Source organism: Pseudomonas sp. NDM, assembly GCF_003105095.1.
GTDB classification, from domain to species: Bacteria; Pseudomonadota; Gammaproteobacteria; order Pseudomonadales; family Pseudomonadaceae; genus Aquipseudomonas; species Aquipseudomonas moraviensis_A.
This window is the reverse complement of sequence record NZ_QETJ01000004.1, coordinates 75,199-101,824: the sequence shown is the minus strand read 5'-3', so window position 1 is coordinate 101,824 and position 26,626 is coordinate 75,199. Positions and strand designations below refer to the sequence as shown.

General features: G+C 58.5%; 20 protein-coding genes and 1 tRNA gene. 9 read left to right on the top strand and 12 right to left on the bottom strand.

Annotated features, from left to right (window positions below):
- Positions 1-110: 110 nt before the first annotated feature.
- Together DCO47_RS02025 and DCO47_RS02015 are read right to left on the bottom strand one after the other, a co-directional pair.
- Positions 111-1,289 carry an MFS transporter gene (locus tag DCO47_RS02025; RefSeq protein ID WP_116657338.1) on the bottom strand — a complete coding sequence of 393 codons (1,179 nt, stop codon included), beginning with the start codon at positions 1,287-1,289 and terminating at the stop codon, positions 111-113.
- A 195-nt stretch (positions 1,290-1,484) separates the two neighbouring features.
- On the bottom strand, positions 1,485-2,864 hold the full coding sequence (locus tag DCO47_RS02015) for a UDP-glucose/GDP-mannose dehydrogenase family protein (RefSeq protein ID WP_116657337.1): 1,380 nt from the start codon (positions 2,862-2,864) through the stop codon (positions 1,485-1,487).
- A gap of 243 nt (positions 2,865-3,107) precedes the next feature.
- Here DCO47_RS02015 and xerC point away from each other — a divergent pair, with 243 nt between their 5' ends.
- Positions 3,108-4,046: a tyrosine recombinase XerC gene (gene xerC, locus DCO47_RS02010; protein WP_309475230.1), complete on the top strand. Its 939-nt coding sequence runs from the start codon at positions 3,108-3,110 to the stop codon at positions 4,044-4,046.
- A 6-nt stretch (positions 4,047-4,052) separates the two neighbouring features.
- On the opposite strand, the gene DCO47_RS02005 is transcribed toward xerC, so the two are convergent.
- From DCO47_RS02005 to DCO47_RS01985, 5 genes are all read right to left on the bottom strand, one after another.
- On the bottom strand, positions 4,053-4,601 hold the full coding sequence (locus tag DCO47_RS02005) for a membrane integrity-associated transporter subunit PqiC (protein ID WP_116657336.1): 549 nt from the start codon (positions 4,599-4,601) through the stop codon (positions 4,053-4,055).
- Between the two features lie 17 nt (positions 4,602-4,618).
- Positions 4,619-6,274, bottom strand: coding sequence for an intermembrane transport protein PqiB (locus DCO47_RS02000; RefSeq protein WP_042609949.1), 1,656 nt, complete (start codon positions 6,272-6,274; stop codon positions 4,619-4,621).
- Positions 6,275-6,399: 125 nt separating this feature from the next.
- On the bottom strand, positions 6,400-7,701 hold the full coding sequence (locus DCO47_RS01995) for an FAD-binding oxidoreductase (RefSeq protein ID WP_116657335.1): 1,302 nt from the start codon (positions 7,699-7,701) through the stop codon (positions 6,400-6,402).
- Positions 7,698-8,786, bottom strand: coding sequence for a polyamine ABC transporter substrate-binding protein (locus DCO47_RS01990; protein ID WP_065617330.1), 1,089 nt, complete (start codon positions 8,784-8,786; stop codon positions 7,698-7,700). The genes DCO47_RS01995 and DCO47_RS01990 overlap by 4 nt, the downstream gene beginning before the upstream one ends.
- A 150-nt stretch (positions 8,787-8,936) precedes the next feature.
- A complete protein-coding gene (locus DCO47_RS01985; RefSeq protein WP_116657334.1) occupies positions 8,937-10,295 on the bottom strand; it encodes a glutamine synthetase family protein in 1,359 nt (452 codons plus the stop codon).
- A gap of 162 nt (positions 10,296-10,457) precedes the next feature.
- On the opposite strand from DCO47_RS01985, the gene DCO47_RS01980 reads away from it, so the two are divergent.
- The 5 genes from DCO47_RS01980 to DCO47_RS01960 all read left to right on the top strand — a co-directional run bounded on the left by DCO47_RS01980 (position 10,458) and on the right by DCO47_RS01960 (position 15,811).
- A complete protein-coding gene (locus tag DCO47_RS01980; protein WP_116657333.1) occupies positions 10,458-11,354 on the top strand; it encodes a helix-turn-helix domain-containing protein in 897 nt (298 codons plus the stop codon).
- 81 nt (positions 11,355-11,435) lie between these two features.
- Positions 11,436-11,945 carry a sigma-70 family RNA polymerase sigma factor gene (locus DCO47_RS01975; protein ID WP_042609954.1) on the top strand — a complete coding sequence of 170 codons (510 nt, stop codon included), beginning with the start codon at positions 11,436-11,438 and terminating at the stop codon, positions 11,943-11,945.
- Entirely contained in the window at positions 11,942-12,895 is a 954-nt protein-coding gene (locus DCO47_RS01970; RefSeq protein WP_116657332.1) for a DUF4880 domain-containing protein, read from the top strand. The genes DCO47_RS01975 and DCO47_RS01970 overlap by 4 nt, the downstream gene beginning before the upstream one ends.
- Positions 12,896-12,962: 67 nt before the next feature.
- Positions 12,963-15,365 carry a TonB-dependent receptor gene (locus DCO47_RS01965; protein ID WP_116657331.1) on the top strand — a complete coding sequence of 801 codons (2,403 nt, stop codon included), beginning with the start codon at positions 12,963-12,965 and terminating at the stop codon, positions 15,363-15,365.
- 263 nt (positions 15,366-15,628) lie between these two features.
- On the top strand, positions 15,629-15,811 hold the full coding sequence (locus DCO47_RS01960) for a hypothetical protein (RefSeq protein WP_116657330.1): 183 nt from the start codon (positions 15,629-15,631) through the stop codon (positions 15,809-15,811).
- Between the two features lie 265 nt (positions 15,812-16,076).
- Here DCO47_RS01960 and DCO47_RS01955 read toward each other — a convergent pair whose 3' ends face one another.
- The 4 genes from DCO47_RS01955 to DCO47_RS01940 form a co-directional block, all read right to left on the bottom strand.
- On the bottom strand, positions 16,077-18,398 hold the full coding sequence (locus DCO47_RS01955; protein WP_116657329.1) for a hypothetical protein: 2,322 nt from the start codon (positions 18,396-18,398) through the stop codon (positions 16,077-16,079).
- Positions 18,399-18,423: 25 nt separating this feature from the next.
- Positions 18,424-18,498, bottom strand: a tRNA-Lys gene (locus DCO47_RS01950).
- A gap of 169 nt (positions 18,499-18,667) precedes the next feature.
- Positions 18,668-20,272, bottom strand: a complete 1,605-nt coding sequence (locus DCO47_RS01945; protein WP_116657328.1) for a nuclease domain-containing protein — start codon at positions 20,270-20,272, stop codon at positions 18,668-18,670.
- Between the two features lie 3 nt (positions 20,273-20,275).
- Complete coding sequence (locus DCO47_RS01940) at positions 20,276-22,537, bottom strand: McrB family protein (RefSeq protein ID WP_177434297.1); 2,262 nt, start codon at positions 22,535-22,537, stop codon at positions 20,276-20,278.
- 912 nt (positions 22,538-23,449) lie between these two features.
- Between DCO47_RS01940 and DCO47_RS01930 the strand changes: the two genes are divergently transcribed.
- From DCO47_RS01930 to DCO47_RS01920, 3 genes are read left to right on the top strand one after another with little or no spacing between them, the layout of a single operon-like run.
- Positions 23,450-23,965, top strand: coding sequence for a GNAT family N-acetyltransferase (locus DCO47_RS01930; protein WP_065617339.1), 516 nt, complete (start codon positions 23,450-23,452; stop codon positions 23,963-23,965).
- Positions 23,966-24,001: 36 nt separating this feature from the next.
- Complete coding sequence (locus DCO47_RS01925; RefSeq protein WP_116657325.1) at positions 24,002-25,042, top strand: GSCFA domain-containing protein; 1,041 nt, start codon at positions 24,002-24,004, stop codon at positions 25,040-25,042.
- A complete protein-coding gene (locus tag DCO47_RS01920) occupies positions 25,011-25,700 on the top strand; it encodes a hypothetical protein (protein WP_165839174.1) in 690 nt (229 codons plus the stop codon). The genes DCO47_RS01925 and DCO47_RS01920 overlap by 32 nt, the downstream gene beginning before the upstream one ends.
- Positions 25,701-25,743: 43 nt before the next feature.
- Here DCO47_RS01920 and DCO47_RS01915 read toward each other — a convergent pair whose 3' ends face one another.
- A complete protein-coding gene (locus DCO47_RS01915; protein WP_116657324.1) occupies positions 25,744-26,613 on the bottom strand; it encodes a TauD/TfdA family dioxygenase in 870 nt (289 codons plus the stop codon).
- Between the last annotated feature and the right edge of the window lie 13 nt (positions 26,614-26,626).

Sequence of the window (26,626 nt, the reverse complement as noted above, 5' to 3'; positions counted from 1 at the left end):
TCCGGCATATCCGGAAAGCCCTCGAAGGTTCCAACATTGGGGGAGGAACGCGCGTAGTTTGCCGATCAAACTCGATGCTGACAAATTCATATAAATGCACTTTTAGTGCACTATCTTTGCATTGAAGCAGTGCGACGCGCGCTGATGAAGCATAGATAACCGCCCAGTGCCGCCAATCCGCTCAGCGCATAGAACATGCTCGGGGCGGGTGTGTGCATCAGCAGAAACCCGCAAATGACCGGGCTCGCGCCGCCACCAAGGGCGGCGAGGTTCTGCGCGCCGTAGTAGCTGCCGCGCAGGGCCTCCGGGGCGAGGGTGTCGACGAACAGGAAGTCGGCCGGGTAAATGATCATCTCGCCCAAGGTGAAGATGAACATCGCCACGCACCAGCCGAGCAGGCTGTCCGCCATGCTGAAACCGATCAACCCGGCGATGAACAGCGCGGTGCCACCGGCAATCCAGTGACGCAGGTGTTCGCGGCTGAGCCAGCGACCGACCTGGTACTGCAGCAGGATCACCGTGATTGCGTTGCACGCGAGCAGGGCGGCCATGGTGTCGAGCATCTGTTGCTGGTTATGGGTGACCAGCAGGTATTGCGACAGGTAAAGGGTGAAGCGCCCGTGCACCAATGTGCTGAGCAGACAGCCGAGGGTGAACAACACCATCGTGCGGTCGTTTTTCAGGATCACCAGGGTGTTGAGGAAACTTTGCGGCGCGCTGCCAGCAGTGATCGGACGGGCATCCCTGGCCACGCCGAGCAGGAGAAAAATACTGCCAATGGCAATTGCACCGGCAACGATGAAAGGCGCGGACGGCTGCACTCCGGCAATCACCACGCCGAGCATCGGGCCGACGGCGTAGCCGATGTTGGTCAGCGTGTAATTGAGGGAAAACGCCTTGACCCGCTGGCCCACCGGCAGCTGTTCGCTGAGGATCGCCTTGCTACCGATGAGGAACAGCGCCGACGCAGTTTCGCTGATGATCAGCACCACGGTGACCAGATACAGGTTCTGCGCGAAGGTCAGCAGGATCAGGCCGATACCGCTGGAAAGCATGGACAGGATCAGCAATTGGCGTTTGTCCAGCTTGTCGATGATGTAGCCGCCGTACAGCGACAGCAGCGTGGCGCTGAACACGGCAATGCCCAGCAGCAGGCCGACATCCTGCGGATTGAGCCCGAGCTTGTTGCTGAGGAACAGCGTCAGCAGCGGACTGACCAGAGCACGACTGACCACCACGGTCAGCGAGCTGATCATCAGCCGGCGAATGAACGGAGAATAGATGGCCACGGAAGGGGAATGTCCTTATTCGGGAAGCCTGGGGCAAAAAGCTGATCCACTATCGCCCCCTTGTAGGAGTGAGCCTGCTCGCGATGGTGGTGGGTCAGCCTCTGAATGTGTCGAATGGTACACCGCTATCGCGAGCAGGCTCACTCCTACAGGGGGTGTGCACCCACAATTACCACTGACTCCCACCGGGGCAGCTCAAGCCACATCCGAAGCCGCCGGTCTCTGCCGCAATGTGATCGGCAACCTGCACGATTCGCCGCGCCCCATCGGGAAATACTGAAACCCGTTGCGCGCCAGGCGTTCGGCGTCGTACAGGTTGCGCCCGTCGAAAATCACCGGGCTGTGCAGACGCTGTTTGATCAGCTCGAAATCCGGGGCTTTGAACTGTTGCCATTCGGTGCAGATGATCAACGCATCGGCGCCGGCCAGTACCGATTCCGGCGTGCCCATCAACATCAGTTTTGACTCGTTCGGATAGAGCTTCTGCGTTTCCAGCATGGCCTCGGGATCGAACGCACGCACGCTGGCACCGGCAGCCCACAAATCCTCGAGCAGCACCCGACTCGGCGCGTCACGCATATCGTCAGTGTTGGGCTTGAACGCCAGGCCCCACAGGGCAAAGATCTTGCCGCGCAAATCGCCCCGGTAGAAGGCATTGATGCGCTCGAACAGCTTGTGCTTCTGGCGCTGGTTGATCGCCTCGACCGCTTGCAGCAGATCACTTGAGCAGTGCGCCTTCTCGGCACTGTGAATCAGCGCGCGCATGTCCTTGGGAAAACACGATCCGCCGTAGCCGCAACCCGGGTAAATGAAGTGATAGCCGATCCGCATATCGGCACCGATGCCCTGGCGCACCGCTTCAATGTCCGCACCCAGATGCTCGGCGAGTTCGGCGATCTGGTTGATGAAGCTGATCTTGGTCGCCAGCATGCAATTGGCGGCGTATTTGGTCAGCTCGGCGCTGCGCAGATCCATGAACAGGATGCGCTCATGGTTGCGATTGAACGGCGCGTACAGATCGCGCATCACTTCGCGCACCTCAGCGCTTTCGCAGCCGATGACGATACGATCCGGCCGCCGGCAATCGGCGACGGCAGAGCCTTCCTTGAGAAATTCCGGGTTGGAGACGATATCGAACTGCAGCAAACGGCCGATCTTGATCAGCGCCTTCTCGATGTGGCTGCGCAAGGCATCGCCCGTGCCCACCGGCACCGTGGATTTCTCCACCACGATCAATGGCTGCTCACGATGCCGGGCAATCGCGTCGCCGACCGACAGCACATAGCGCAGGTCCGCCGAACCGTCCTCGCGTGACGGCGTCCCCACCGCGATAAACGCTACCCGCCCATGCAACACGGCGCGTCGTTCATCGGTGGTGAATTGCAGGCGATTGGCATCCAGCCCTTCACGCACCAGGTTTGCCAGGCCCGGCTCGAAAATACTGACGTGCCCCTCGCGCAGCTGCTCGATCTTCTGCGCGTCGACATCCATGCACACGACCTCGTGCCCCACCTCGGCCAGCACCGCCGCTTGCACCAGACCGACATAACCACTGCCAAACACCGTGATCTTCATGCCGCACTCCTGCCTGCAGTTCCATGCATTGAAGATAAGAGCGCGATGTTTCAGTTCGTCTACCGTGCGGATGAGCCCGCAAATGGACCGTTCGGGGAATGCCCGATTGACTTTTGCGGCCTCGAACGGCAGGTTGTCGGCCTTTCGCGGCAACCCCTTTCATTGAGTCATGCCGTTTTTTGCGTTTCATTTCATGCATTTATTGTTTTTGTTGAATCGTTTTTTATTTCAAGGCCATTTCGTTTGAGTGATTTGTCGAGTACCCAACCCGCACCGTCCACCAGCAATCCACTGACCGTTTACCTGGCGCGACTGGCGCCTTCCAGCCAGTTGACCATGCGTTACGTGCTGCAAGACGCCGCCGACCGCCTCGGTTTCGAAGACGTCGATATCGAAGAGATCCCGTGGCACGGTTTGCAACCGGAAGACGTGGTGGCGCTGGTCGCCGCGTTGCGTGCCGACGGTTACGCACCGAACACTTCGTCCCTGTATGTGAACGCCGTGCGCGGGGTGATGAACGAAGCCTGGCGCATGAGCCTGATCAGCCAGGATCACCTGCTGAAAATGCGTTCGGTCAAAGGCATTGCCGGCACGCGTTTGTCCCAGGGCCGCAATCTCAAGCGCACGTTGATTCACGAACTGATGGAAGTCTGCGCTGCCGACCCGCGCCCGCAGGGCCTGCGTGATGCGGCGGTGATTGCGTTGCTGTACGGCACCGGCATGCGCAAGTCGGAATCGGTGGATCTGGATCTGAGTCAGGTCGACTTCCACGAACGCAGCCTGACCGTGACCGGCAAAGGCAACAAACAGCTGATCAAGTACGCGCCAGCCTGGGCGTTTGCCAAGCTCGACGCCTGGCTGGAACTGCGTCGCTCACAGCTCAAGGAAGGCGAGAGCGACGATGCGTTTCTGTTCAACCGTATTCGTCGCGGCAGCCACATCACCCGCGAGCGCATCACCAAACACGCGATTTACTACATTGCCCGCCAACGCGGAACGCAGGTCGGGGTGAAGATCATGCCCCACGATTTCCGGCGCTCGTTCATTACTCGGGTGATCGAGGAGCACGACCTGTCGATCGCGCAGAAACTGGCGCATCACAGCAATATCCAGACGACCGCCAACTACGACGTACGCGATGACAACGAGCGGCGGCGGGCGGTCGATCGCTTCGATTTGTAAGCCGAGTCAGTTTTGCGGCGGGCAGCGCGAGCCGGTGGCCGCCTGCGTGATTTGCCCAGCGAGGCGTTTGACGTTGTTCTGTTGCGCGGTCACCAGTTCTTCGATGCTCGGCCCTGAAGACGTCTGCAAGACCGAGCGACAGGTCAGCAGCGCTGCATCCGCCGCACCGAGCGGGCGCACTCGCCATTTCACGTCAATCAGGGCGTACTGACCAGGAATCGAATCGAAGCGCTGCACGTCGACGCGCACGGAAGCTCGTTGCTGGCCGACGCCACTGCTCAATTGATCGGCCAGCGCACCGCGTAACTCATCGGCAAGGGTGGCGCTCCACCAATCGGTATCCAGGATAGCGACGCCGCTGTTGCCTTGGCGGATGACGATCTGCGCGCGATCGACCTGCGGCGGCACGCTGATGCTTTCGATGACAATGTCGGCGCCGTTGCGACTGACGCCCGGTTGCGCCGGGGTCAGCGTGTGAAAGCTGATCGGGTCGCTGCGGCACGCGGTCAGCAAGGCGAACGCAGCGAGCAGGGTGATCTTCAACGGTAAAGCCATGGATGCAGCTCCTGTGCTCAATTGCGTGGCGGTCCTTTGAGGTCCAGCGGCGCGGCGTTGTCGGGACGTCCACGAATCAGCGACTCAGGATGGCGGCCAAGGTAATCCGACAGCTCACGCAACGAACGTGACATGCGCCCGAGTTCGTCGAGGGTCTCGGTGAGTTGCTCGCGCTGCGGTGAATCCTCGGCCAGGGTCGAACTGGCGGACTGCAGGGTTTTGCTGACATCGGCGAGGGTGCTCTGCACGCCCGGCAGGGTCTTGGCGTTGAACTGCTTCAGGCTTTTGCGCAGCTCGACCAGATTGCCGTCGAGGTTGCTGGCGATGCGCTCGACCGGCAGCGCGTTGATCTTGTTGACCATCGCTTCGAGTTTTTCCTGCAACTGTTCGAGGCTGCCCGGCACTGTTGGAATGGTCACTGGCCGCGCCGTAGGGTCGAATGCGACTTTGGGTGCCTTGGGGTAGAAATCCAGGGAAATATACAACTGACCGGTGAGCAGGTTGCCGTTGCGGGCCTGGGCGCGCAGACCATTTTCGACGAAAGTGGCGATCAGACGCGCGCCGGTGGCCTCGTCGTTTTCGTCGCCATGGTAGGTCTTGAGAATTTTCGCGTGGGCGCGGCCCAGTCGCTGCGGATAGATGACGATGCCGACATTCACCGGAAAGGTTCGCTTGACCTCGTCGAAGTCGAGATTGACTGCCACCACCCGACCGATTTCGATGCCAAGGAACTCCACTGGCGCATCGACCTTGAGCCCGCGCAAGGCCTGATCAAAGCGCAGCGCCAGATACTGCGCCTTGCCGTCGGGCGGGGCGAGGGCGGCGGTCTGGTTGGCGAACAGTTCGAAATTCTTGTCTTCGCCCGCCGGCGTGTCGTTGGGGCTGTAGTCCGGGGCGCGGAAAGCGATGCCGCCGACCAGCAGGGTCGACAGCGACTCGGTTTTCACCGCAAAACCGTTGGCGCCGACATTGATGTCGATGCCGCTGGCGTTCCAGAACCGGGTGTTTTCGGTGACGTAGGCATCGTTGGGCGAATGCACGAAGACTTCGATATTGACGCCTTTGCCATCCGGGTCCAGCGCGTAGGACACCACCTGGCCGACCGGAATCTTGCGGTAGTAGACCGGGGAGCCGATGTCCAGCGAGCCAAGGTCAGCGGTGTGCAGGGTAAAGCGCTTGCCCGGTTCGCCGTAGGTGATCGGCGGCGGGTTCTCCAGACCTTTGAAGGTTTTTGCCCGAGTGTTGGCCTGGCCAATGTCGGCGCCGATGTAATCGCCCGACAGCAGCGTATCGATGCCTGAGACACCGCCAGCGCCGATGCGCGGGCGCACCACCCAGAATTGCGAATCCTCGCGGGTGAAGGCTTCGGCCTGCTTGGCCAGTTTGATCGTGGCGTTGACGTTTCTATGATCGTCGGCCAGTTCGACCTCGGAAACGTGGCCGATGACCACGTTGCGGTACCTGACTTCGGTCTTGTTGGCGGTCAGGCCATCGCCGGTCTTGAAGGTGACGGTAATCGTCGGGCCTTCCTGGAGGATGTTGTGAATGACCAGCGAGATACCCACCAGCACCGCCACGATCGGCACGATCCATACCAGCGAAATGCCGAAACGGCGGGTCTTGATCGGCGCCTGACCGGGTGCTCGCGGCTCGTCGCTGGCTGACGACTTCATCCATGTCCTCCTTAATTGATCGGGCACTGAGCGTCAGGAACGCAAAAGCACTTCATCAATATAGAAGTGCCTTGCGATAGAGCAAATCCCCAGCCGTTTTAACTTCAGGAATATGTAAGCGCCTGTTAACCGAGCATTTCGCGCAGGCGATACCAGAACATGCCCAATGCCAGCAACGGTGAGCGCAGGGCCGGGCCGCCGGGAAAGGTCATGTGCGGCACGCTGCTGAAGACGTCCATGCCTTGGCTGTGTCCGGCGTGAATGGCTTCGCCCAACAGTTTCGCGCACCAGTGCGTGACGTTGAGGCCATGACCGGAGTAGCCCTGCGCATAGAACACGTTCGGATGCTGTTTGAGCCGGCCAACCTGGGGGAAGCGGTTGGCGGTGATGCCAATCTTGCCGCCCCATTGGTAGTCGATGCGTGCGTCGGCCAGTTGCGGGAACACCTTGAGCATTTTCGGTCGCATATACGCGGCGATGTCCGCCGGATCGCGGCCGGAATAATGACAAGCGCCGCCGAACAGCAAGCGTCGATCAGCCGAGAGACGGTAATAATCCAGTCCGACCTTCTGGTCACACAGCGCCAGGTTCTGCGGAATCAACCGTGCGGCGCGGGCTTCGTCCAACGGCTCGGTGGCGATGATGTAACTGCCGGCGGGCAGCACTTTGCCGCTGAGTTTCGGTTCCAGTTCATCCAGATGCGCGTTGCAACCCAGCACCAGGCTGCCGGCGCGCACTGAACCCGTGGCGCAACGCACCTCGACGGTCGGGCCATGGAGAATTTCCAGCACCGGACTCTGTTCGAAAATGCGCACGCCCAGCGACGCGGCGAGACGCGCTTCGCCTTGCACCAGATCCAGCGGATGCAAATGGCCCGAGCCCATGTCGATCAATCCACCGGCGTACACACCAGCATCAACCACTTGCTGACGGATCTGCTCAGGGCCGACCAACTTGGTCTCGTGGGCGTAGCCGAGTTCGTCGAGGCTGGCCTGTTCCTGCTTGAACCCAGCGAATTGCGCAGCAGTGTTGGCCAATTCGCAAAAGCCCCAGCGCAAATCGCAGTCGATGGCGTTTGCAGTGACGCGCTGGCGCACCAACTCCACCGAATCGATGCCGGCGCGCTGCAGATAACGCACGCCGTCCTGGCCTACGTAGCGGGCGAACCCCTCGACTTCATGGCCGATCCCGCGAATCAATTGACCGCCATTGCGCCCGCTGGCGCCCCAGCCGATCCGCCGCGCCTCGAGCAACACCACCGACAGACCGCGCTGCGCCAGTTCAATCGCCGTGTTGACGCCCGTGAAGCCGCCACCGATCACGCAGACATCGGCAAGCAGATCACCGTCGAGCGCAGGGTAGGGCACGGTCGCCCGAGCGGATGCGGCGTACCAGGAACGAGCGTGTTGTGGGCTGTGCTGATTCATTTGTTCGACTTCACTTTGCTCCACGACCGGGTCATCAGGCGCATGATCGCCTGGGGCGGGGTCGAGGAAATGTAGAGTTTGTCGAGCACCGCCTGCGGCGGATAAACCTCGGGATTGTTGACCAGTTCCTGATCCATGAAGGGCTTGGCCGCCGGGTTCGGGTTGGCGTAGCCGACGGTGGCGCTTACCTTGGCGATCACTTGCGGATCGAGCAGGTAATTGATGAAGGCGTGGGCCTCTTTGGCGTTGCTCGCATCGGCGGGAATCGCCAGCAGATCGAACCACAGGTTGGCGCCTTCCTTGGGAATGGCGTAGGCGATATTGACGCCGTTCTTGGCTTCCTTGGCGCGGTTGGCGGCCTGGAACACATCGCCGGAATAACCGAAGGCGACGCAGATGTCGCCATTGGCCAGGTCGGAGACGTATTTGGAAGAATGGAAATAGGTGATGTACGGGCGGATGCTCAGCAGCTTGGCTTCGGCCTTCTTATAGTCCTCGGGATTTTCACTGCGCGGGTCCATGCCCATGTAATTGAGAATGGCGGGGAAGACTTCGTCGGCGGAGTCCATCATCGACACGCCGCACTGGCTGAGCTTCTTCAGATTCTCGGGTTCGAACAGCACGGCCCAGGAATCGATGTGGTCAATGCCGAGCACTTGCTTGACCTTGTCGACGTTGTAACCGATGCCGTTGGTGCCCCACAGATAGGGAACGGAATGCTCATTGCCCGGATCGTTTTTTTCAAGCAATTCAAGCAGTTTCGGATCCAGGTTGTTCCAGTTTGGCAACTGCGAGCGATCGAGCTTCATGAACGCGCCGGCCTTTACCTGCCGAGCGAGAAAATGATTGGACGGCACTACCACGTCGTATCCGGTACGCCCGGCGAGGAGTTTGCCTTCGAGGGTTTCATTGGAGTCGAAGACGTCATAGATCACCTTGATCCCGGTTTTGCTCTGGAAGTCGGCGAGGGTGGTTTCGCCTATGTAGTCGGTCCAGTTGTAGACGCTGACCTGAGGCTCGGCGTGGGCTGTGGCGCTGAACAGCACGCTCAGCGCTACCGGGAATAGGGATTTCAATGGACGCATATCGACACCTTTTCAGTTGTAGGTTTTTTCAGGTGGTTCTCTATTGCCTGGATAACCGCTATCGCGAGCAGGCTCACTCCTACATGGGAACGCGTTTCAAATGTAGGAGTGAGCCTGCTCGCGATGGTGTTAGGACAGACAGCGAGGATTTCAGACGCTCAGCAGCAGGAACTCGCGCTCCCACGAGCTGATCACGCGCTTGAAGTTTTCGTGCTCGGCGCGCTTCACCGCGACGTATCCGCGGACGAATTTGCTGCCCAGGTACTCGGCCACTTTCGGGCACTCTTCCATTTGCGTCAGGGCTTCTTCGATGGTGATCGGCAGACGCAGATTGCGCCGTTCGTAGGCGCGGCCCTCGACCGCCGCGCTCGGCTCGATCTTTTCGACCATGCCGATGTAGCCGCACAGCAAGCTCGCGGCAATCGCCAGATACGGGTTGGCGTCGGCGCCGGGCAAGCGGTTCTCCACGCGCATCGACTCCGGCCCCGACGTCGGCACACGCAGGCCCACCGTGCGATTCTCTTCGCCCCATTCGACGTTGACCGGCGCCGAGGTGTCCGGCAGGAAGCGGCGGAACGAATTGACGTTCGGCGCGAACATCGGCAGGACTTTCGGGATGTACTTCTGCAGGCCACCGATGTGATGACGGAACAGCTCGCTCATGTTGCCCTCGGCATCGGCAAAGATCGGCCTGCCGGTGGCGATCTCGACCACGCTCTGGTGCAGATGCATGGCGCTGCCGGGCTCGTCGCCGATCGGTTTGGCCATGAACGTCGCGGTGACGTTGTGCTTGAGCGCCGCTTCACGCAGGGTGCGTTTGAACACGGTGATCTGGTCAGCCAGATCCAGCGCATCGCCATGGCGGAAGTTGATTTCCATCTGCGCCGGGCCGTCCTCATGGATCAGCGTGTCGAGGTCCAGGCCTTGCAGTTCGCACCAGTCGTAGACGTCTTCGAACAGCGGATCGAATTCGTTGGCGGCGTCGATGGAGAACGACTGCCGGCCACTTTCAGCGCGGCCCGAACGGCCCAGCGGTGCCTTGAGCGGCAGGTCCGGATCTTCGCAGCGCTGGGTCAGGTAGAACTCCATTTCCGGCGCAACGATCGGCTTCCAGCCCTTGTCGGTGTAGAGCTGCAAGACTTTCTTCAGCACGTTGCGCGGCGACAGTTCGATCGGGTTGCCGAACTTGTCGAAGGTGTCGTGGATGACGATAGCGGTTGGCTCGATCGCCCATGGAATCACGTAGACCGCGTCAGCCACGGGTTTGCAGACCATGTCGATGTCGGCCGGGTCGAGCAGGTCGTAGTAGATGTCGTCGTCGACAAAATCCCCGGTTACCGTTTGCAGCAGCACGCTTTCCGGCAGGCGCATGCCGCGCTCATGCAGGAACTTGTTGGTCGGTGCAATCTTGCCGCGGGCGATGCCGGTCAGGTCGCTGACCACGCATTCGACTTCGGTAATCTTGTGATCTTTCAGCCAGGTGAACAGCTGATCGAAAGGGGCGTTCATAAAGACCTCGTTATTGGTTTTGTAGACGCCGGGGAGGGCGGGTTTCATCTTCCGCCCCTTCCCCTGTGGCGCGTTGACGACTATCTTGGGCGCGGCTTGCGATTCCATCTATCCACTTTCAGCAGCACCAAAGCGCACCAAAAGAGTGCGCAAGGTCACCCCATGACAACGTGCAATCCGCTTAAGGTTCAAGCGTTCAACACCGCCGACGTGGCCGAACAAATCCGCGCCACACCGGGCTGGGTCCAGCATTACCAGCAGATGTCGCCGGGGCATTTCGCCGGGCAGATTCGCTATCTGGATCTGCAAGGCGTCGAGGTCTACGAAGAGCAGATGAACACTCGGGTCGAGCAGAATTTCAGTGCGCCATCCGGTGCCCTGGCGTTCTGTTTCGATCGCAGCGATAACGCGCTGTATCTGCTCAACGAAGAGAGCCGCAACATCTGGATCACCCCTGAGAACTACCGGGAAATTGCCGTGGTATTTGGACCGGATTTCGTTCAAGAGCACGGTTTGCAGGTGGCAAAACTCGAAGGTTTGTTCATGGCGCCGCTTAACGGCGGACAGAACGCTCTGTTCAGCAGCTGGTTAAGCTCGATTCTCACGAAGCTGGCGCAAGCCGCTGATCCACTTGATAAAGATCGCCTGACTGAACAGCTTCTGGAAGACTGCCTGTTCATTCTCGACAACGCTAAAACCAGTCTCGATCGTGGCGGATTGCAGCGGCGCAACGAGGAACGCAAGATCATGCAGCGGGTAGGGGAGTGGGCGGCTGATTCGCCGGAAGACACGGTCAATCTGCTCGAACTTTCCCAGGTTGCCGGCGTACCGCTGCGCCAGTTGCAACAGGCGTTCAAGGCCTACACCGGCATGACCCCGAGTCACTGGTTGCGCCTGAGACGGTTGAACAGCGCGCACCGGGAACTGCTCAAACGTCGGCCCGCGGAAACCACGGTTGCCGAAGTGGCAATGCGCTGGTCGTTCTGGCATCTGGGGCGGTTTTCCAGTAGTTACCGCGCGCTGTTCAAAGAGCTGCCGAGCGAGACGCTCAAGCGCTGAGCAGAAAAAGGCTTTGTGTCCTTGGCGAAGTTAAATAGAATCAGTCTCATTTGAATCTACCTTCGCGCAGGGTCTCTTGAGATGATTGAAGCCACGTCACCGGCGGAGCAGAGCCTGCAGCAGTTGTACCGTGAACATCGCGGCTGGCTGGAAACCTGGCTGCGCCGGCGCATGGGCAATGCGTGGGATGCGGCGGATCTCAGTCAGGACACCTTTGTGCGCGTCTTGTGCAACGCGCCGCCACTGGCCGAATTGCGCGAGCCCCGCGCGTATTTGCTCACCGTCGGCAAACGACTGCTGAGCAATTTCTACACGCGACGCCATCTGGAAAAAGCCTACCTCGACGCCTTGGCGCAATTGCCGGAAGCGTGCGCGCCGTCGCCGGAGCAGCGCTGGTTGCTACTGGAAACCTTGCAGGCACTGGATGAACTGCTCGACGGCTTGCCGCGTGCGGTGCGTCGGGCTTTTTTGTGGAGCCAGCTCGAGGGGCTCGGCTACCGCGAGATTGCCGAGCGCTTGCAGGTCTCAGAACGTACGGTGAAACGTTACATGGCCCAGGCTTACGAGCATTGCTTGCTGGTGGAACTGTGACGCGCGTTGCCCCCAGCGATGAAGCGCGCGAAGTGGCGCGGGCGGCGGCGCAGTGGTTGGCATTGCTCGAATCCGGCGGAGCCAGCGATGAAGATCGCGCCCGGTTGCAGCATTGGCGCAGCAGCGACAGTCGCCACGAAAACGCGTGGCAGAAAATTCAACAATTGCGTCAGCGCTTTGCAGGCTTACCGCCGGCGCTGGCCATGGCCACGCTGGATCGGCCGGATCCGGCGCGGCGCGCGGCGCTCAAGCGTGCCTTGGGCGTGGCGGCGCTGGTGCCGGCGGCGTGGTTGATCGGCCGCGAGCTGCCGCTGGAGGTCTGGCGCGCCGATCTGCACACCAGCACCGGTGAGCGGCGCACAGTACAGTTGGCGCAGGATTCGTCATTGCAGCTCAACACCGACAGTGCGGTGAACGTCGATTTGCCTGCCCGTCAGTTGACGCTGATGCGTGGCGAGATGGCGCTCAACGTAGCGGGGGATTCAGCCTTTATCGTCAACGCGCCTTACGGCCGGATGATCGTCAGTCACGTCGACATCTCGGTGCGCCTGAATGCGCGCGACTGCCAGGTCTGCGTGCTGCGTGGCTCAATGCAGTTGCAGCCGTTGCACGGCCCGACGATGGTATTGAAGCAGGGCCAACAAGTCAGCCTGCAAGCGTCTGGTGCCGGCGCGGTGACGGCATTCGATACGTTGATGCCCGGGTGGCGCGACGGCGTGATGATGGCGCAAAACCAGCCGCTGGGTGATTTCCTGCGCGAGTTGAGCCGCTACCGCCCGGGCGTACTGCGCTGGGATCCGGCGCTGGAATCGCTGCGCATCACCGGCAGTTTCCGCCTCGATGACACTGATCAAGTGCTGTCACTGCTGGCGGCGAGTTTGCCTGTCGACGTGCACACGCGAACGCGATTCTGGGTGTCGCTGGTGCCGCGTGCAGAAAAAACTGGCTGAAGCCTGTCCCTTTTTTTCGCCTCGCTGGTCATTCCAGGCAAGTGAACAAAATCGAGAGCTTCTTCCAATGCCCGCAGTATTCCCAGGTCGTTTGCGTCCGTTGTTGCAGTTGAGTCTTTTGCTGAGCCTGAGTGCCAGCCCCGTGTTGATCCAATCGAGCTGGGCCGATGACGGCAGCCGCCGCAGTTATCAGGTCCCGGCCGGTAGTCTGAGTGCGGCGCTGACGCGGTTCGCCGGTCTGGCCGGAGTCAATCTATCGGTGGACCCGGCGCTGGTCAGCGGCCGCAACAGCAATGGTTTGGCCGGTGAATATGGCGTGGAGGAGGGGTTCAGCCGATTGTTGCTGGGCTCGGGGCTGCAACTGCAACCGGTCGGCGATCAGGCTTATACGCTGGTACCCGCGGCAGAAGGCAGCACCTTGCAGCTTGCGCCTACATCTATTCTCGGCGCGAGTGGGTCAACCGAGGCCGACGTGTTTGCCGGCGGCCAGGTTGCACGGCGTGGCTCGCAAGGGCTGTTGGGCTCCAGGGATTTCATGGAAACCCCGTTCAGCATGACCACCTACACCAGCGAAACGGTGAAGAACCAGCAGGCGCGCACGCTCGGCGACCTGATCGGCAGCGACCCTTCGGTACGCGCGACCAACCCGGCCGGCGGACGCTACGAGCAATTCACCATCCGTGGCTTCAGCCTGTTCAACAGCGACGTTTCCTATAACGGCCTCTACGGAATCTTGCCGACGTACACCATCGACATGGAAATGGCCGATCGCGTCGACATCCTCAAGGGCCCGAGCCAATTGATCAACGGGATTTCGCCACGGGGCAGTGTAGGAGGGGGGATCAACGTCGTGCCGAAACGCGCCACCGACAAGCCGATAACCTCGCTGACGGCCAACTACGCCTCGAACAACCAGATCGGTGGCGCGGTGGATGTCGGGCGGCGCTTTGGCGAAGACAATCAGTTCGGCGTGCGCTTCAACGGCGTCAAACAGTCCGGCGATACGGAATGGGATCACCAGAGTGTCGATCGCGACATGGCGGTATTCGGCCTGGATTTCCGTGGCGAACGCTTGCGGCTGTCCACCGATATCGGCCACACCGAACGCGACACCGACGCGCCGCAGGAACGCGTGCAAGTCGCCGCCAATGCCAGGGTGCCGAACGCCAATGATGTGCGCGACAACTATGCGCAACCCTGGAGCAAGGCGCGCACCGAAGATACCTTCGGTACGGTGAACGGGGAGTTCGATGTCAGTGATTCGGTCATGCTATATGGCGGCGTCGGCGCGCGCAAAAGCAATCACGACTTCTTGCGCCATGCCGTTTCGGTGACTAACGACGCCGGTGATTTCAGCGTCCAGCCGCGAGATTTCACTCGCGACGAAAACGTCCGCACGGCTACCGCTGGCGTTCGTAACTGGTTCCAGACCGGGCCGGTCAGCCATGAAGTGAATCTGGCAGCCAACTACTTTTATATGGACTTCGAAAACGGCGGCGCCCGTTACGCGGCCGGGCGCAGCAACCTCTACGATCCGGTGGAAATCGCCAGACCCGGCACGCCGACCCGCAATGACGCCAAGGTCTACACCGAGAACCGCTTCAGTGGCGTGGCGTTGTCCGACACTCTCGGTTTCCTCGACGATCGCCTGTTGCTGACCCTGGGTGCGCGTTGGCAGCGGGTCAAAGTCGATGACTGGAGCGACGGCATCAAGGGCGACACGGCTTACGATGAAGAAAAGGTATCGCCATCGGGCGGCATTCTGTTCAAGGCAACCGACAAACTCTCGCTGTACGCCAACTACATGGAAGGCCTCAGCCAGGGCAAGATCGCACCATCGACATCGATCAACGAGGACGAAATCTTCCCGCCATTCATCAGCCGCCAGATCGAAGTCGGCGCCAAATACGACGCGGGCTCATATGCGCTGACCGCAGCAGTGTTCCGCATCAAACAACCCGCCTACGAAACCAACGCCACCACGCGTGTCTTCGGCCCGAACGGCAAGCGCGAGAACAATGGCGTGGAACTCAGCGTATTCGGCGAACCGCTCAAAGGCTTCAGATTGCTCGGTGGAGTGATGTACATCGATAGCGAATTGACTCACACCACCAACGGCACATTCGACGGCAACCGCGCACCGGCGACACCGAAATACAACGTCAACCTTGGCGCGGAGTGGGATGTGCCAACGGTGCAGGGCTTGACGTTGACCAGTCGCGGAATCTATTCAAGTTCGCAGTACCTGGACCAATCCAACGACAAGGAAATCGACTCGTGGGAACGGTTCGACGTAGGCACACGCTATGCTTTCAAGCTGGACGGAAAGACGATCACCTTGCGCGCCAATGTCGAAAACGTGCTGGATAAACGCTACTGGAGCTCGGCGGGAGCCTCGGATGACAGTGAGCCGGGATTGACGCTGTCGACGCCGAGGACGTATCTGCTGTCGGCGACTGTGGATTTCTAGTAGAGCAGGTAAATGCATCGAACTTCGCCGATAATACGTTAACTACACTAAATGACCGTTTAGTTGAGCTATCAAAAAAGCCTCCCGATAACGGAGAAGATAATGAATCCAGCGCAACCAGTCGCACATCATCAGGTCCTTTCGTTATGAGCGATAACGCAAACGGGCCTAAAAAACTGTTATTTCTTACAGTTTTAAAATTGTTCTGAGGGACAAAGGATAGTCGCTGCGTAATGAGCACATTCCACCAAGGAGAAAACGCCATGACAACGTTCAGCGATGACCAACTCTTGAACCTGACTCCAGAGCAATTGAAAAAATTAACACCCGCGCAAGTGGCCCGACGAAATGATTTGATCAACAAACCAGCGGATCAGCGTGTTATCGCGAAACATACAATTATTGAGAAAACGATCAAGCCTGTGAGTTCGACAAGTGGTGAGTAAATTCTCCAGAAGTCGAATCGGGGCATTTCAAACCAGATCAGAAATCCCGTTACGGTCAGTAGCGGGATTTTTTCAGTCGAATGATCAGATGGGGAATCTACGGCAATATCGGAGGTAGAGGTTTAGCGGCGGTAGATTTCAATTCCCCGTGGCAACCACGACAACCTCGTAACATCGTGTTACGTGTAATGTATATTATGTTAAATCATGGATGCGAATAGCCTCAGGCTTCAGATATCACATTCACCACTCCCAACCTCTCAGTCTAAGCAACGCCATTCGTTTGCAGCTTCAACAACCAATGTCTCTCGGTAGTCCATCCGATAAAAACCTGAGCACCTTCGCTTGCTTGGCGAGCCTCGGTCAACGGTGTGCCAGAAGCTGCTACTCGCAATCCTCTAATCGCCGGCAGGAACCTTTCACGAAATGCACTAGGCTGAGTCGCGAAATGAGCTTCGATACGTTCAATCGCGAATTGCATTTCTGCCTCACCGAGCATCGCTAGATAAAACACCATCTGCCGCCAGGCATAAGCCGTATTTTTAATCATCACCATGCTGCTGTGATAAAGGCGCAATTTCATCTGTTGGCGTACGCATATCCATCTGAAGCATTCCTCGGCCATCGAGGCCAGGCGACCCTGCAATAGCGCTTTCAACCCCAGCTCACCAAATAAGAGCGAGAGGTTTTGTGTCGTTAGGATCTGTTGTTGCTCAATGATTTTCCCGTTAGTCGCCGGTCGCCATGCCCCCAGGCCCTCATCAGCGCGCTGGGAGCACAATCTGGCCAATGCGTCCCTGTTACTAGCGTCAGGCCTGGAGAACCTTTTGCGCCTGGATTTCGGTTGATCAGGAAGCATCGCCAATTGGCTTGCATCAATGTCGTAGTAGTTGGCGTATAGCGTGCCACCTGTCAAAGATGCCGCCTGCCTGGCAGCTCTTATGTACTTGTTCGAGAAAGCGCCCATGAAAATGTCCGAGGCGACTTCTTCCACAAAAGGCAGATCCAGCTTGGCCATCGCCGCCAGCGCGGTAAATTCCTGAATCAGTTTGTTGGGCAGGATCGCTTGAGGAAAAGCGCAAAGAGTCATTGCTGCGGATTGGATCAGGAACTGTTTCGTTGCCTCAGCGACCACCGCGTCCGTTTCTCGCTGGTCTTCAACAGCCGCCACCCACGGCAATTCCTTCATTTTGACCTGGGTTTGCAGATCCAACAGCAACAATGATCGGCGTTGTCGAAAGGCGCAATAGGTTGCGACAGACAGCATCCGCAGCGACGTATCGCGAAATCCTGCGCTGCAGATCTCAGCCGTTATCGCTGGCAGCAGACGCGCCACGGTATCGCCAGATGTAATTAATCCCTTCTCGATCAATTCAGCAATTGTGCCCTTTCGACACCGCTCGACGCGTCGACGAATATCAGGAGGAATGCCAATACCTGTTAACAGCGAATATGCGGTCGCTTCTTCGCAGGTAACGGGTTGCAACAGAGATGAAAAGTCGGAAACTCCGTCCGAACCGGGATACCTGCTCAGACGTGCGGCAACCGCTTTAGCAAATAAATGGTGCCCGGGTGAGGACACGTGACTGCGTTGAGACTCTCTGTGCTTTTGATGAGATTGGGATTCGGGATGACCATGCTTGCGTACGAAATCGTCGACGATCCTGCGAATTCGTCCGACTTGCCGTCCCGTAAGCGACGCCGCATCGCTAGCGCAACTCCCCAGCAGTGCAAACAACTCCCCTACCCGATCCCTTGAGCTTTCAGCTTCACCTGAAGCGCTGGGGCAAGAAGCATCGAACTGCCGCTTCAGAATATTCGCCTGCTCGAACCAGCCCTCGGGGTACCGGCGACAAGGCCAATCATCCTGATACGTTACAAGGAACAGCGACACCGCCGAATCGTAAAGCGGTAAACAAGTTTCCACGACATGCTTCTGCACTGCCACGCGCGCCTGTGCCGGGCGATTTGAAAGCACGGCTCTGACATCCCCAACAGTAAAAACCTGCACTTGAGCTGTTGAAAGCGGCAAACCGTCAGAAGCCATCGGAAAGAATCGCAGCTGTTCAAAGAAAGGCGCTATCGCTTCAACCAAGCCCCATGCGCTCTCTGTACGTTGCTCCCCCAGCAACCAGGCCACGGTCAGCAGTGCAGCTTCTTCGGGCACCTCGATTCGATAATCCCCGCTCGCCAGCTTCGTTTGCAGTACCTCGATCCCCTCCTCCGTAAGGTGCCAAGTGTTGAGATCGAGTCGCTCGAAGCCAGGACGGATACCAGGAATCGAAGCAGCCAACTGTCGCTCGTACTCGGTCAGTGCACCGCCGGCCAAGAACTGCCCAGTGGCGAAACCTCCAGTGACGACTTCCAGCGTGACCCACTCGGGCACATCCGCGAATGGAGTTCGTGAGCCATACGACGCCGATCCCTGCAATATGTGCTCGATTACATTGCGCCAGCGCTCGATGCGCTTGCTCGTCTGTCCGTCATTGTCGAGGCCCGGTGCAGTGAGTTCTCGAGACAGTTGAAAGGCTGCATAGCCGGCACCTATGCCGGCGTTCGCATTCGATTCCCTATCGTCCCTGAGCATGAGTCCTTCCGAGCCTGCGATGTTGTGGGTCCGGGGGCTGGATTCGAACCAGCGCCCACCCGGTTAAGAGCCGAGTGTTCTACCGCTGAACTACCCCGGAACAGAGCGCGGATTGTCCACGAGCGTTGAACGATTGTGAAGATCGAAAACATTGCCGCTTGTGAACCTGAACGGTCGCACCGGCGTCGCGAACCAATACGTCGGGAGCCGAAGACTTTATTTCGGGTTGTGGGATTGTCAGCGAGTTTAGCGCTGCTGTGCGAAATCGATTACTTCGCCGTTCCAGTAGTAATTGTACGCGCCGGAGCGGCCGCGATTGAGACTGCACTCAAAATACGTTTGAGCTCGATCCCCAGCGCCTCCCCTTCTGATTCAGCCCCGATTTGCCAAGCTCCGACCCCATAGTCCGCATGATAGGTCGGGCTGACAAGCGACATAACTTTGTCTGCCCGTGGTATCAGCAGCAATGAGACGTCAGGCTTGATGCCCTTCCACTGGAGACTGTCGTGATAAATGTGCGCTGACTCCATTGCATCCAGGACGCTGGCGCGGGCGCTGCGATACTTCGCGTCGAAAACCAAGAAGCGCTTCGCCGAAGGCGAGTCCAACGTCACGACGATGTCCGGATATCGCTCTCGCGATAAGCTTTGAAAACCGCGATGCGCAGGTTGATCAATCGCTGGGCATCGGACTTGGTAACACGCCTCAACGGTTACATCAGCCGCTATTCCCCGCCACACGATTTCTTTTAAACCCACCGATCGATATTCACGACTCCAGACGAGTTCAGGAAACTGACGTCGCAGCTGTGAGACTACAGTTACAAAGCACCACCGCTCATAAATCTCCCATGTTGGGCTGATCCACAGCGTCTCATCAGGATCCTTTCCAAACCAGCCTGAACGCAACGCGTACCAACCAAACCGATAAGCTCGCGCATATGCGGGGTGAGCAGAGATCGCATTCAATCCAGCAGCCGATAGACGCCTGGCAGTCACGATGCAGAAAGGTCTCGCGCGTTGAAGCCGTTGAAGCTTGCTAGCAAGCGACTCGGTGAACGCGATTCGACGTACGAGCCTTGGCGTTAATGCTGATCGGGTATCGCAGACCACTTCAGTGGCAGCTGCATGCTGAAGCCCCCTCACCACCTGCCGACACCGCCTAAGGAGATCGAAGAGAACGAGTCCAATGGCCTGATTGGCCGGATTGTCCTCTTCCTCGTAAGATTTGCTGACCTCGAAGCGAACAGTATTCAAGGCCGGACGCTGAGTGCTGGCAGGATGCAAGAGTGCCTGTCCCGTTGGCCCTCTGAGTGCCTTATGCACGGATGCGGAGTCCAACCGCTTGACCGTGTGCGCACTCACCGACGTGCGAACACTCTTCAAGGTTGTTAACGGCCGCTGAGATATCTGTTTGAGCGCGCGGTGAAACCGATCTCCATAGCGCCTCAGCCTCGCATACTGCAGATGCGCGTTGGTTAGCGCTCCATCATGGCCAACTCCAAACTGAGCCTCTTCTGTGCCCATAACGAGAGCCGGGTCGAAATCCAGTATCGCCTCAACCATGGCAGCGAATGCCTGACCTCCGAGCTTATTATCAGCTGCCGAAACGTCCAGCCGGTAAATGGCGGCAGTTCTCCCTCGGTCATCCAGAAGCTCTGCCACGACCTCTCCTGCATAAAAGCCTGGCGACCATAACCAAGCACACGCCTCGTTTTCGTCGACCGTCTTGATCAAGACGTCATCAATGTAGAAAGAGAAGCCTTCAAGCGCGGTAAAACGATAAACCTTCTTCTCCATAAAACCTGGGTTCAACTGACCTGGGTGCACGTCAAATCGAGCGTCCCCCTGCTCTACCTGCAAGATGATCGACATGGTCTACCGCCAGAATCTGGTCGAGCCGGAGTGAGCCAGATCGTCAGCCATTTCTTTGACTTTGCGCATCGACATTCCCAACCCCGCATTTTTGAGCGTGGTATGGAGCAATGTGAACACCTCCTGAAGTCGAGGGCTGTCTTCACCGCGCAATTTGGGGAGTATCTTCGAATAAATGGCATGGTCGAGTGCTCGTGAGAACTCGATGACACCACCCGCCTGCGTTTGCTGCAGATAGCCAATCACATCGTTGAGCGTGCGCCACCCGAAATGCAGTCGAGCTGGGCGAAGCACATCCATGAGTGAGGACATGAGATTTCTGACGATTGAAATCTGTTCATCCTCAAGCGAGCTCTTCTGCCAGCCAGGAAATGCTTTGACCTCAATGTCCCAAAACTCGATCACAGACGCTCGATCAAGCACCTTGTCGCTCAACCCATGAGTGGTCTCATCCATGTTCACGGTGCCGATGATCACGAGGTTGCTCGGATACGGAATGCCTGGAGGAACACCATCGATCTCGTCAACTTGACCGTGAAAGACGATCGTTTCGCCGGTTTCCATCGCTGAAAGCAGAGGCGCCAGATATTGTTCCGGATGAGAGAGGTTCATTTCATCAAGAACCAGTGTGTAGGGCTTCGTCGGGTTGGCGCTTGCCTGCAGGAGGAAATCCAGAACGCCGGTACGCACATATGCGTCAGACTCCAGCGGATTAACGTAACCCAGCAGACTCGTGTAGTCGTGCCAGCCTGGCTGGACAGGAACGATCAGCAACCCTTCACTTGGCTCGGGATCGTCCTGCCACAGACTCAGCGCATAATTACGGGCAAGTTGCGTTTTTCCCGCACCGCTTAAGCCTGTGAGTACCGCGAAATGGCGCCTCGGATGCCCCCACAATCCAGCATCAAGTTGTCCAATCAGCTCTTCTGGAAAGCGAAATTCTTGATCAAATCGCGCAATCAAGGCGCCTAGCTTAGGCCTCTCGATATCGATATCGAGCTGTACCGGAGGTATTTGAGCCAAGGAAGGGCTGATGTCTGGAATGCTCGCAAGACCCTTTGGTTCCCAGTGAATGCGGTTAACCCACTGTCTGCCCCTTTCAGTGAGGCTGAGCACTTTCTCGTAGATCGTGGCTAGATCAAGGTACCTGAACCAACTAATAATTGCTGAGGGGGCGAAATCAGACTTCCATCCAGGATTTGCCTTTCTGAGAGTGAGGATGGCCTCACGGTTGGATAACGGTGAGTCACGCAATGCCACTAGCAAATAGTCAAACCCCAAGATGCGGGTGATCATCCAGTCAATGATCTCATCTGGGTCACCCGACTCCAGAAATGCCTCGCCGCGGGGTGTTAATTGCAGGTTATTTCCGTTGGCACACAGCACGCCCCATTCGGCGATCAGAGCGTTCAGCTGAGTGTTGCAAGTCGACGTTTTTGATTGAGGGCTGATCGATTGCAAGTGTTGGATGAAGTCTTCACGAGTGCATCCATCTGTTGCAAAGTCGATCATGCTTTGAATGGTGGCTGTGCCTCCGCCAATCGCCAGCAGACCGCGCCTCCTCCTTTCAGGAGGCAAGGGCTTGAGTACTTCGTCACCTGTCTCTAAGTCGGATATTTCGGTGGCTTCGCCTTCTGGGTTCTGAACATAGTTTACGAACATTAGCCAAGGCAACGTCAATCGTGAGACGCCCTCCCTGGAATAAACGTCAGCCACTTCACCCAGCACTTCATTTAACCGGTTCAACACGAGTCGGTGCAGATGACGTCTCTGACCGCTCAGTGGAAGCCCCAAGGCATGCGCCAGCTCTCGCAGTTTCCGATGATGCGCTATCGACGTGAAAGCACCTGGACAAAGCAACGCGAAGACGCGGTACATTTTGAGTCGAGGGTTTCTTTTGGTCAGCGCACCAACCGCGGACGCAATTTGCGACCAAGCTTCAGCGATGAGCATCTCATTCTCAGTAAGATCCCGGGTCTGCGCGTACTTTTGCTTCAGTTGCCAGAGGCTTTCTGCGATTTCCGAATTTTCGGCGACCGCAGATATGTTGATGCGCCCCATGCCTGTTGCCGAAACAGCCTCGGTATCCCAGAGCGCGAGTTGGAAGTCCTTGCTTATGAACTCCTCATGGGACACATCCCTGACACGCACCAACCATTTCTTGAATTCGGTGATCCAGCTTTGATTACCCGCCAAGGACATCACCTGCTCCTGGAGGCTAATACACGCAGTCCTCAGTTGTTCGTCGTCCTTAAGATCCAGCAAGTCCATTCTCCCCAAGCGATATTTATAGATGGCGAGATAATGTCACTGCTGCGGGCTGGAAGCCAGATCCGACCTTTGACGTAGCAGGAGGTAAGCGAGAGCATTTCACTATCTCTCACCCTGCATGACCTAGTCGTAGGCTGACGCACCGGCTTGATGGGTTAGCCATTATCCTGGAGCTTAATCGTTTTGAGCGGGCCAAAGCGGATTACAGGGATATGCTGGGATTTTTCCGCAGGGAGGACCTATGCAGCATTTTTTCAGTTGGGATACCCGTCGCGGCAACCATGATTGCACTGCCGACATTCAGCTCGGGTGACCCATATGAGCCTTGGCGGATTTGCACCGGACTGCTGATAGGCGCCGTCTCATCGCTGGCTTCCAGAGATATGGGCCGCAAGCCTAAAACCATCGCATCCTACCTGGTGGGCAGTGAAAAAATCTCGAGATACCCAGGCCATACGCTTCATCGCAAGTTTGAGGAGTTCATAAACGACTAGCAGGCATAACTGAAGCCCTAACGGGTTCCATGTTCAAATCTGACGGCCTTACACGGTCGATTCGCGTTCAGATGTCCGATGCGCGTCACATCCGCTCCGCATTACGTAAGAAGTAGGCTGGCCTGATACATGAACGCCTGAACTGATGGCGTTGCACCTTTCAGGATCACGGCTGTGGAGAACGCAGCCGCGGCGAAAATGGAAAAAACCAGCGATGCTCCGACGGCAATTCAGGATTTACGAATTATCACATGTGCTGCCAATACCTTTGAGAGCTGCTTTATTAACGGTGTCAAGGGCAGCGCGGTGATGTCGCTGAGAATACGCTCACGAAATCCGCAGCATCATTGATCTTTCGCGCCACACCCAGTAAAAAACTGTCTTCCCTTTCCGCCCTTGCAAGGAGCTGCGGATGCTTGAGCTCACCACGCAACGCCTGGATCTGCGCACGATGGTCGAATCCGATTGGCCGCTGTTCCTCAGGCTGCATTCCGAGCCGCAAACCATGCAGTATGTGTTCGGTGAAATCGCCGAGGACCAGGTGCGCAAAGGCTTCGAGCATCGGCTTCCGGCCTGGGGGCCGCAGTCGGATCACTGGTTGTGTCTGGTGGTGATCGACAGGGCCAGCGGGCAGGAACTGGGTGTGACCGGATTCCGCATCCTGTCGCCGGGGCATGCCGAGGTGGGTTGCCTGCTGTTGCCCGAGCATCAGGGCAAAGGCTTTGGCACCGAGTCGCGGCAGGCGATCATCGACTATGCCGCGGACATCGGCCTGGACTCGTTGGAGTCGACCGTGACCGACGGTAATATCGCGTCATGCAAGGTTTTGGAGAAATGCGGTTTTGTATTCGAGCGCCGCGTGCCCCAGGCCTATCAGATTGGAGATCGGTGGTTTGACGACCTGATCTACCGCTATCAAATCAGCTGACCGGTTTTATCAGCGACCGCCAAGGAGGCCCTCCTCGTGAACCCTTATCAGTGCCTGCCACCCCGCGCTTTCTGGCGCACCGCCGTGGCTGACAAGCCTGCGCTGAACATCGATCAACTGTGGACGCCACAATTCGAGATCGGCAACAAGGACGCTATCGTCACCGCCGGCTCGTGTTTCGCCCAGCACATCGGCCGGGCGCTGGGCGAACGCGGCATGAACTGGCTGGATGCCGAACCGGCCCCGCCCGGACTGCCCGAAACCGACTGGAAGGCCCATAACTATGGAGTTTTCTCGTTTCGTACCGGCAATCTGTACACTCCGGCGATGCTGTGCCAATGGCTGGAATGGGCGCTCGGCGTGAGCCTGCCACCCGACGAAACCTGGGTCCATGACGGGCGTTTCTTCGACCCGTTCCGCCCCGCCGTGGAACCCAACGGTTTTGCCAGCGAGGACGCACTGTTCACCTCGCGCGAAGCCACCCTCGATGCCATCCGCACTGCCCTGCGCCGCGCCAAAGTGTTCGTGTTCACCCTGGGCCTGACCGAAGCCTGGCAGAACCGCCAGACTGGTCTGGTGTATCCCGTGTGCCCCGGCACCGTGCGCGGCACCTTCGATCCGCAGCTGCACTGCTTCTGCAACTTCGGCTTCATGGACACCTATGGCGACATGGTCAGGGCGCTTGAGTTGATGCGTTCGATCAACCCGCAACTGCGTCTGCTGCTCACCGTGTCACCGGTGCCCCTGACGGCAACCGCCACGGGCGAGCATGTGTTGAGCGCCACCACCTATTCCAAATCAGTCCTGCGCGCCGTTGCCGGGCAGCTGTGCGAAGACCTGCACGACGTCGACTATTTCCCCTCCTACGAAATCATCACCGGCACGCCTTTCAAGGGCGCGTTCTACCAACCCAACCAGCGGGAGGTCAAGCCTGAAGGCGTGGCATTTGTCATGCGGCAGTTTTTCGCCGGGCTCGATACGGTTCAACCGCTGCAGGCGCCGACCAGCGTTGCCTCCACCTGCGTGTCCAGTGAGGAGCTTGTCTGTGAAGACGCCGTGCTCGATTACTACGCCTAGGTTTCTGTTGCTGGGCGATTCCCATGCCGGGGTCATCGGCAAGGCAGCGCAGGCCCGCGAGTTGCCTTTCAGTGGCGGCCCGCTGGGCACCGGCCGGGATTTCGCGGTGGATTTTTTCAGCCTGACCCGTCATGACGTGGCGTTTCGGGACGTCGAGATGGAGCGCCTGTATCGCCAGGCCCTTGAGCCATTCGAAGTACCGCAACTGGCGAAGGTCGGGGTGCCGCTGGTAAGTACCATCGGCCTGAGCCTGCACTATCTCGCCACCGTGCCGAACTGGACCTGCTACCAGACGCCGGACGGCGAATTCGACGAAGGTTTTCTCACCGGGCCGCTGTTCGAGTCTATCATCGACACCTTGTCCCGGCCTGCGCTGGCGTTCTATGAACAGGCCCGGGCGCTGAACCTCAAGGTGTTCGCCGTGCTGCCGCCGCAGCGGGTGCCGGAGCTGTCCGACCCACGCGTGTTCATGGCCGCGCAGGCGCTGCTGATCGAGCGCCTGCAAGGACTCGGCATCGAGCTGATCGACGTGCGCGCGGCGGCGAATGATGAGCTGGGCTTTCAGCTTCCGGCGTACTGCGAGGTGGATGACCCGTTGCACGGGAATCTGGCGTTCGGCGAGTTGATCGTCGAGCAACTGCTCAAACAAGGTCTGTGAATGAGCGGTGGGAGCGGCGCCCTCTCCCACCGGTTTTTTAGACTCAAGCCTTGGGCTGCGTCCCCAGAATCGTCACCCGCTCGCCATACCGCGAGTGCGGAAAATAATCCCAGACCGCATGGTGCTGTGTGCAGCGGTTGTCCCAGAACACCAGGCTGTTCGGCGCCCAGCGCACGCGACAGCTGACCACCGGTTCGCGGGCGACCAGGTCAAACAGCATGTTCAACAGTACCTGACTTTCACCGTCAGACAACTGGACGATGTGCGAGGTGAACCCGGAATTGACGAACAGCGACTTGCGCCCGGTTTCCGGGTGGCGAACCACCACCGGGTGCTCGGTTTTCGGCAGATTGGCCGGCGCCTCGTAGCCCTTCCACGGAATCGCACCGTCATGGATCGCGGTCAATTCGCCAAGAAACTGCTGCATCGTCGGCGACAGCATTTCCAGCGCCAGGTGCATGTTGGCGAACAGCGTGTCGCCGCCGGTGCCGATGGCCGGGGTTTCCTTGACGTACAGCATCGAGCCCATGGACGGCGCCAGATCGGCGGTGCCGTCGGTGTGCCAGGTTTCGCCGGCCACGTAGCGCGATTGCGCATTGGCGCGGATCACCACCAGCTCCGGGTCATCGCCGTCGATGTCTTCCACCGGCAGGGCTCGCAGCTCACCGAACAGCCGGCCAAACGCCTTGTGTTCGTCCACCGTCAGGTGCTGATCGCGGAACACCACCACGTGGTTCTCCAGAAAGGCCCGGCGGATTTCCGTGAGCTGCTCGTCGCTCAGCGGCTGCGAAAGATCGACGCCGCCGATCTCGGCGCCGATGATCGGCGTGATCCGCTCGACCGTGATGTGCTGATACGGCGCGCGCCGTTCGGCGACGATGCGCTCGATTGCCTTGAGTGCCAACTGATCCATGTTCCCTCACCTT

What these genes read in the sequence shown, in the direction of transcription:
- DCO47_RS01955 (WP_116657329.1), bottom strand. Translation starts at nt 18,398, where the DNA reads ATGCTCAGGGACGATAGGGAATCGAATGCGAACGCCGGCATAGGTGCC.
- DCO47_RS02005 (WP_116657336.1), bottom strand. Translation starts at nt 4,601, where the DNA reads ATGGCTTTACCGTTGAAGATCACCCTGCTCGCTGCGTTCGCCTTGCTG.
- DCO47_RS01975 (WP_042609954.1), top strand. Translation starts at nt 11,436, where the DNA reads ATGATTGAAGCCACGTCACCGGCGGAGCAGAGCCTGCAGCAGTTGTAC.
- DCO47_RS02015 (WP_116657337.1), bottom strand. Translation starts at nt 2,864, where the DNA reads ATGAAGATCACGGTGTTTGGCAGTGGTTATGTCGGTCTGGTGCAAGCG.
- DCO47_RS01960 (WP_116657330.1), top strand. Translation starts at nt 15,629, where the DNA reads ATGACAACGTTCAGCGATGACCAACTCTTGAACCTGACTCCAGAGCAA.
- DCO47_RS02000 (WP_042609949.1), bottom strand. Translation starts at nt 6,274, where the DNA reads ATGAAGTCGTCAGCCAGCGACGAGCCGCGAGCACCCGGTCAGGCGCCG.
- DCO47_RS01915 (WP_116657324.1), bottom strand. Translation starts at nt 26,613, where the DNA reads ATGGATCAGTTGGCACTCAAGGCAATCGAGCGCATCGTCGCCGAACGG.
- DCO47_RS01985 (WP_116657334.1), bottom strand. Translation starts at nt 10,295, where the DNA reads ATGAACGCCCCTTTCGATCAGCTGTTCACCTGGCTGAAAGATCACAAG.
- DCO47_RS01965 (WP_116657331.1), top strand. Translation starts at nt 12,963, where the DNA reads ATGCCCGCAGTATTCCCAGGTCGTTTGCGTCCGTTGTTGCAGTTGAGT.
- DCO47_RS01930 (WP_065617339.1), top strand. Translation starts at nt 23,450, where the DNA reads ATGCTTGAGCTCACCACGCAACGCCTGGATCTGCGCACGATGGTCGAA.
- DCO47_RS01980 (WP_116657333.1), top strand. Translation starts at nt 10,458, where the DNA reads ATGACAACGTGCAATCCGCTTAAGGTTCAAGCGTTCAACACCGCCGAC.
- DCO47_RS01995 (WP_116657335.1), bottom strand. Translation starts at nt 7,701, where the DNA reads ATGAATCAGCACAGCCCACAACACGCTCGTTCCTGGTACGCCGCATCC.
- DCO47_RS01990 (WP_065617330.1), bottom strand. Translation starts at nt 8,786, where the DNA reads ATGCGTCCATTGAAATCCCTATTCCCGGTAGCGCTGAGCGTGCTGTTC.
- DCO47_RS01945 (WP_116657328.1), bottom strand. Translation starts at nt 20,272, where the DNA reads ATGTCGATCATCTTGCAGGTAGAGCAGGGGGACGCTCGATTTGACGTG.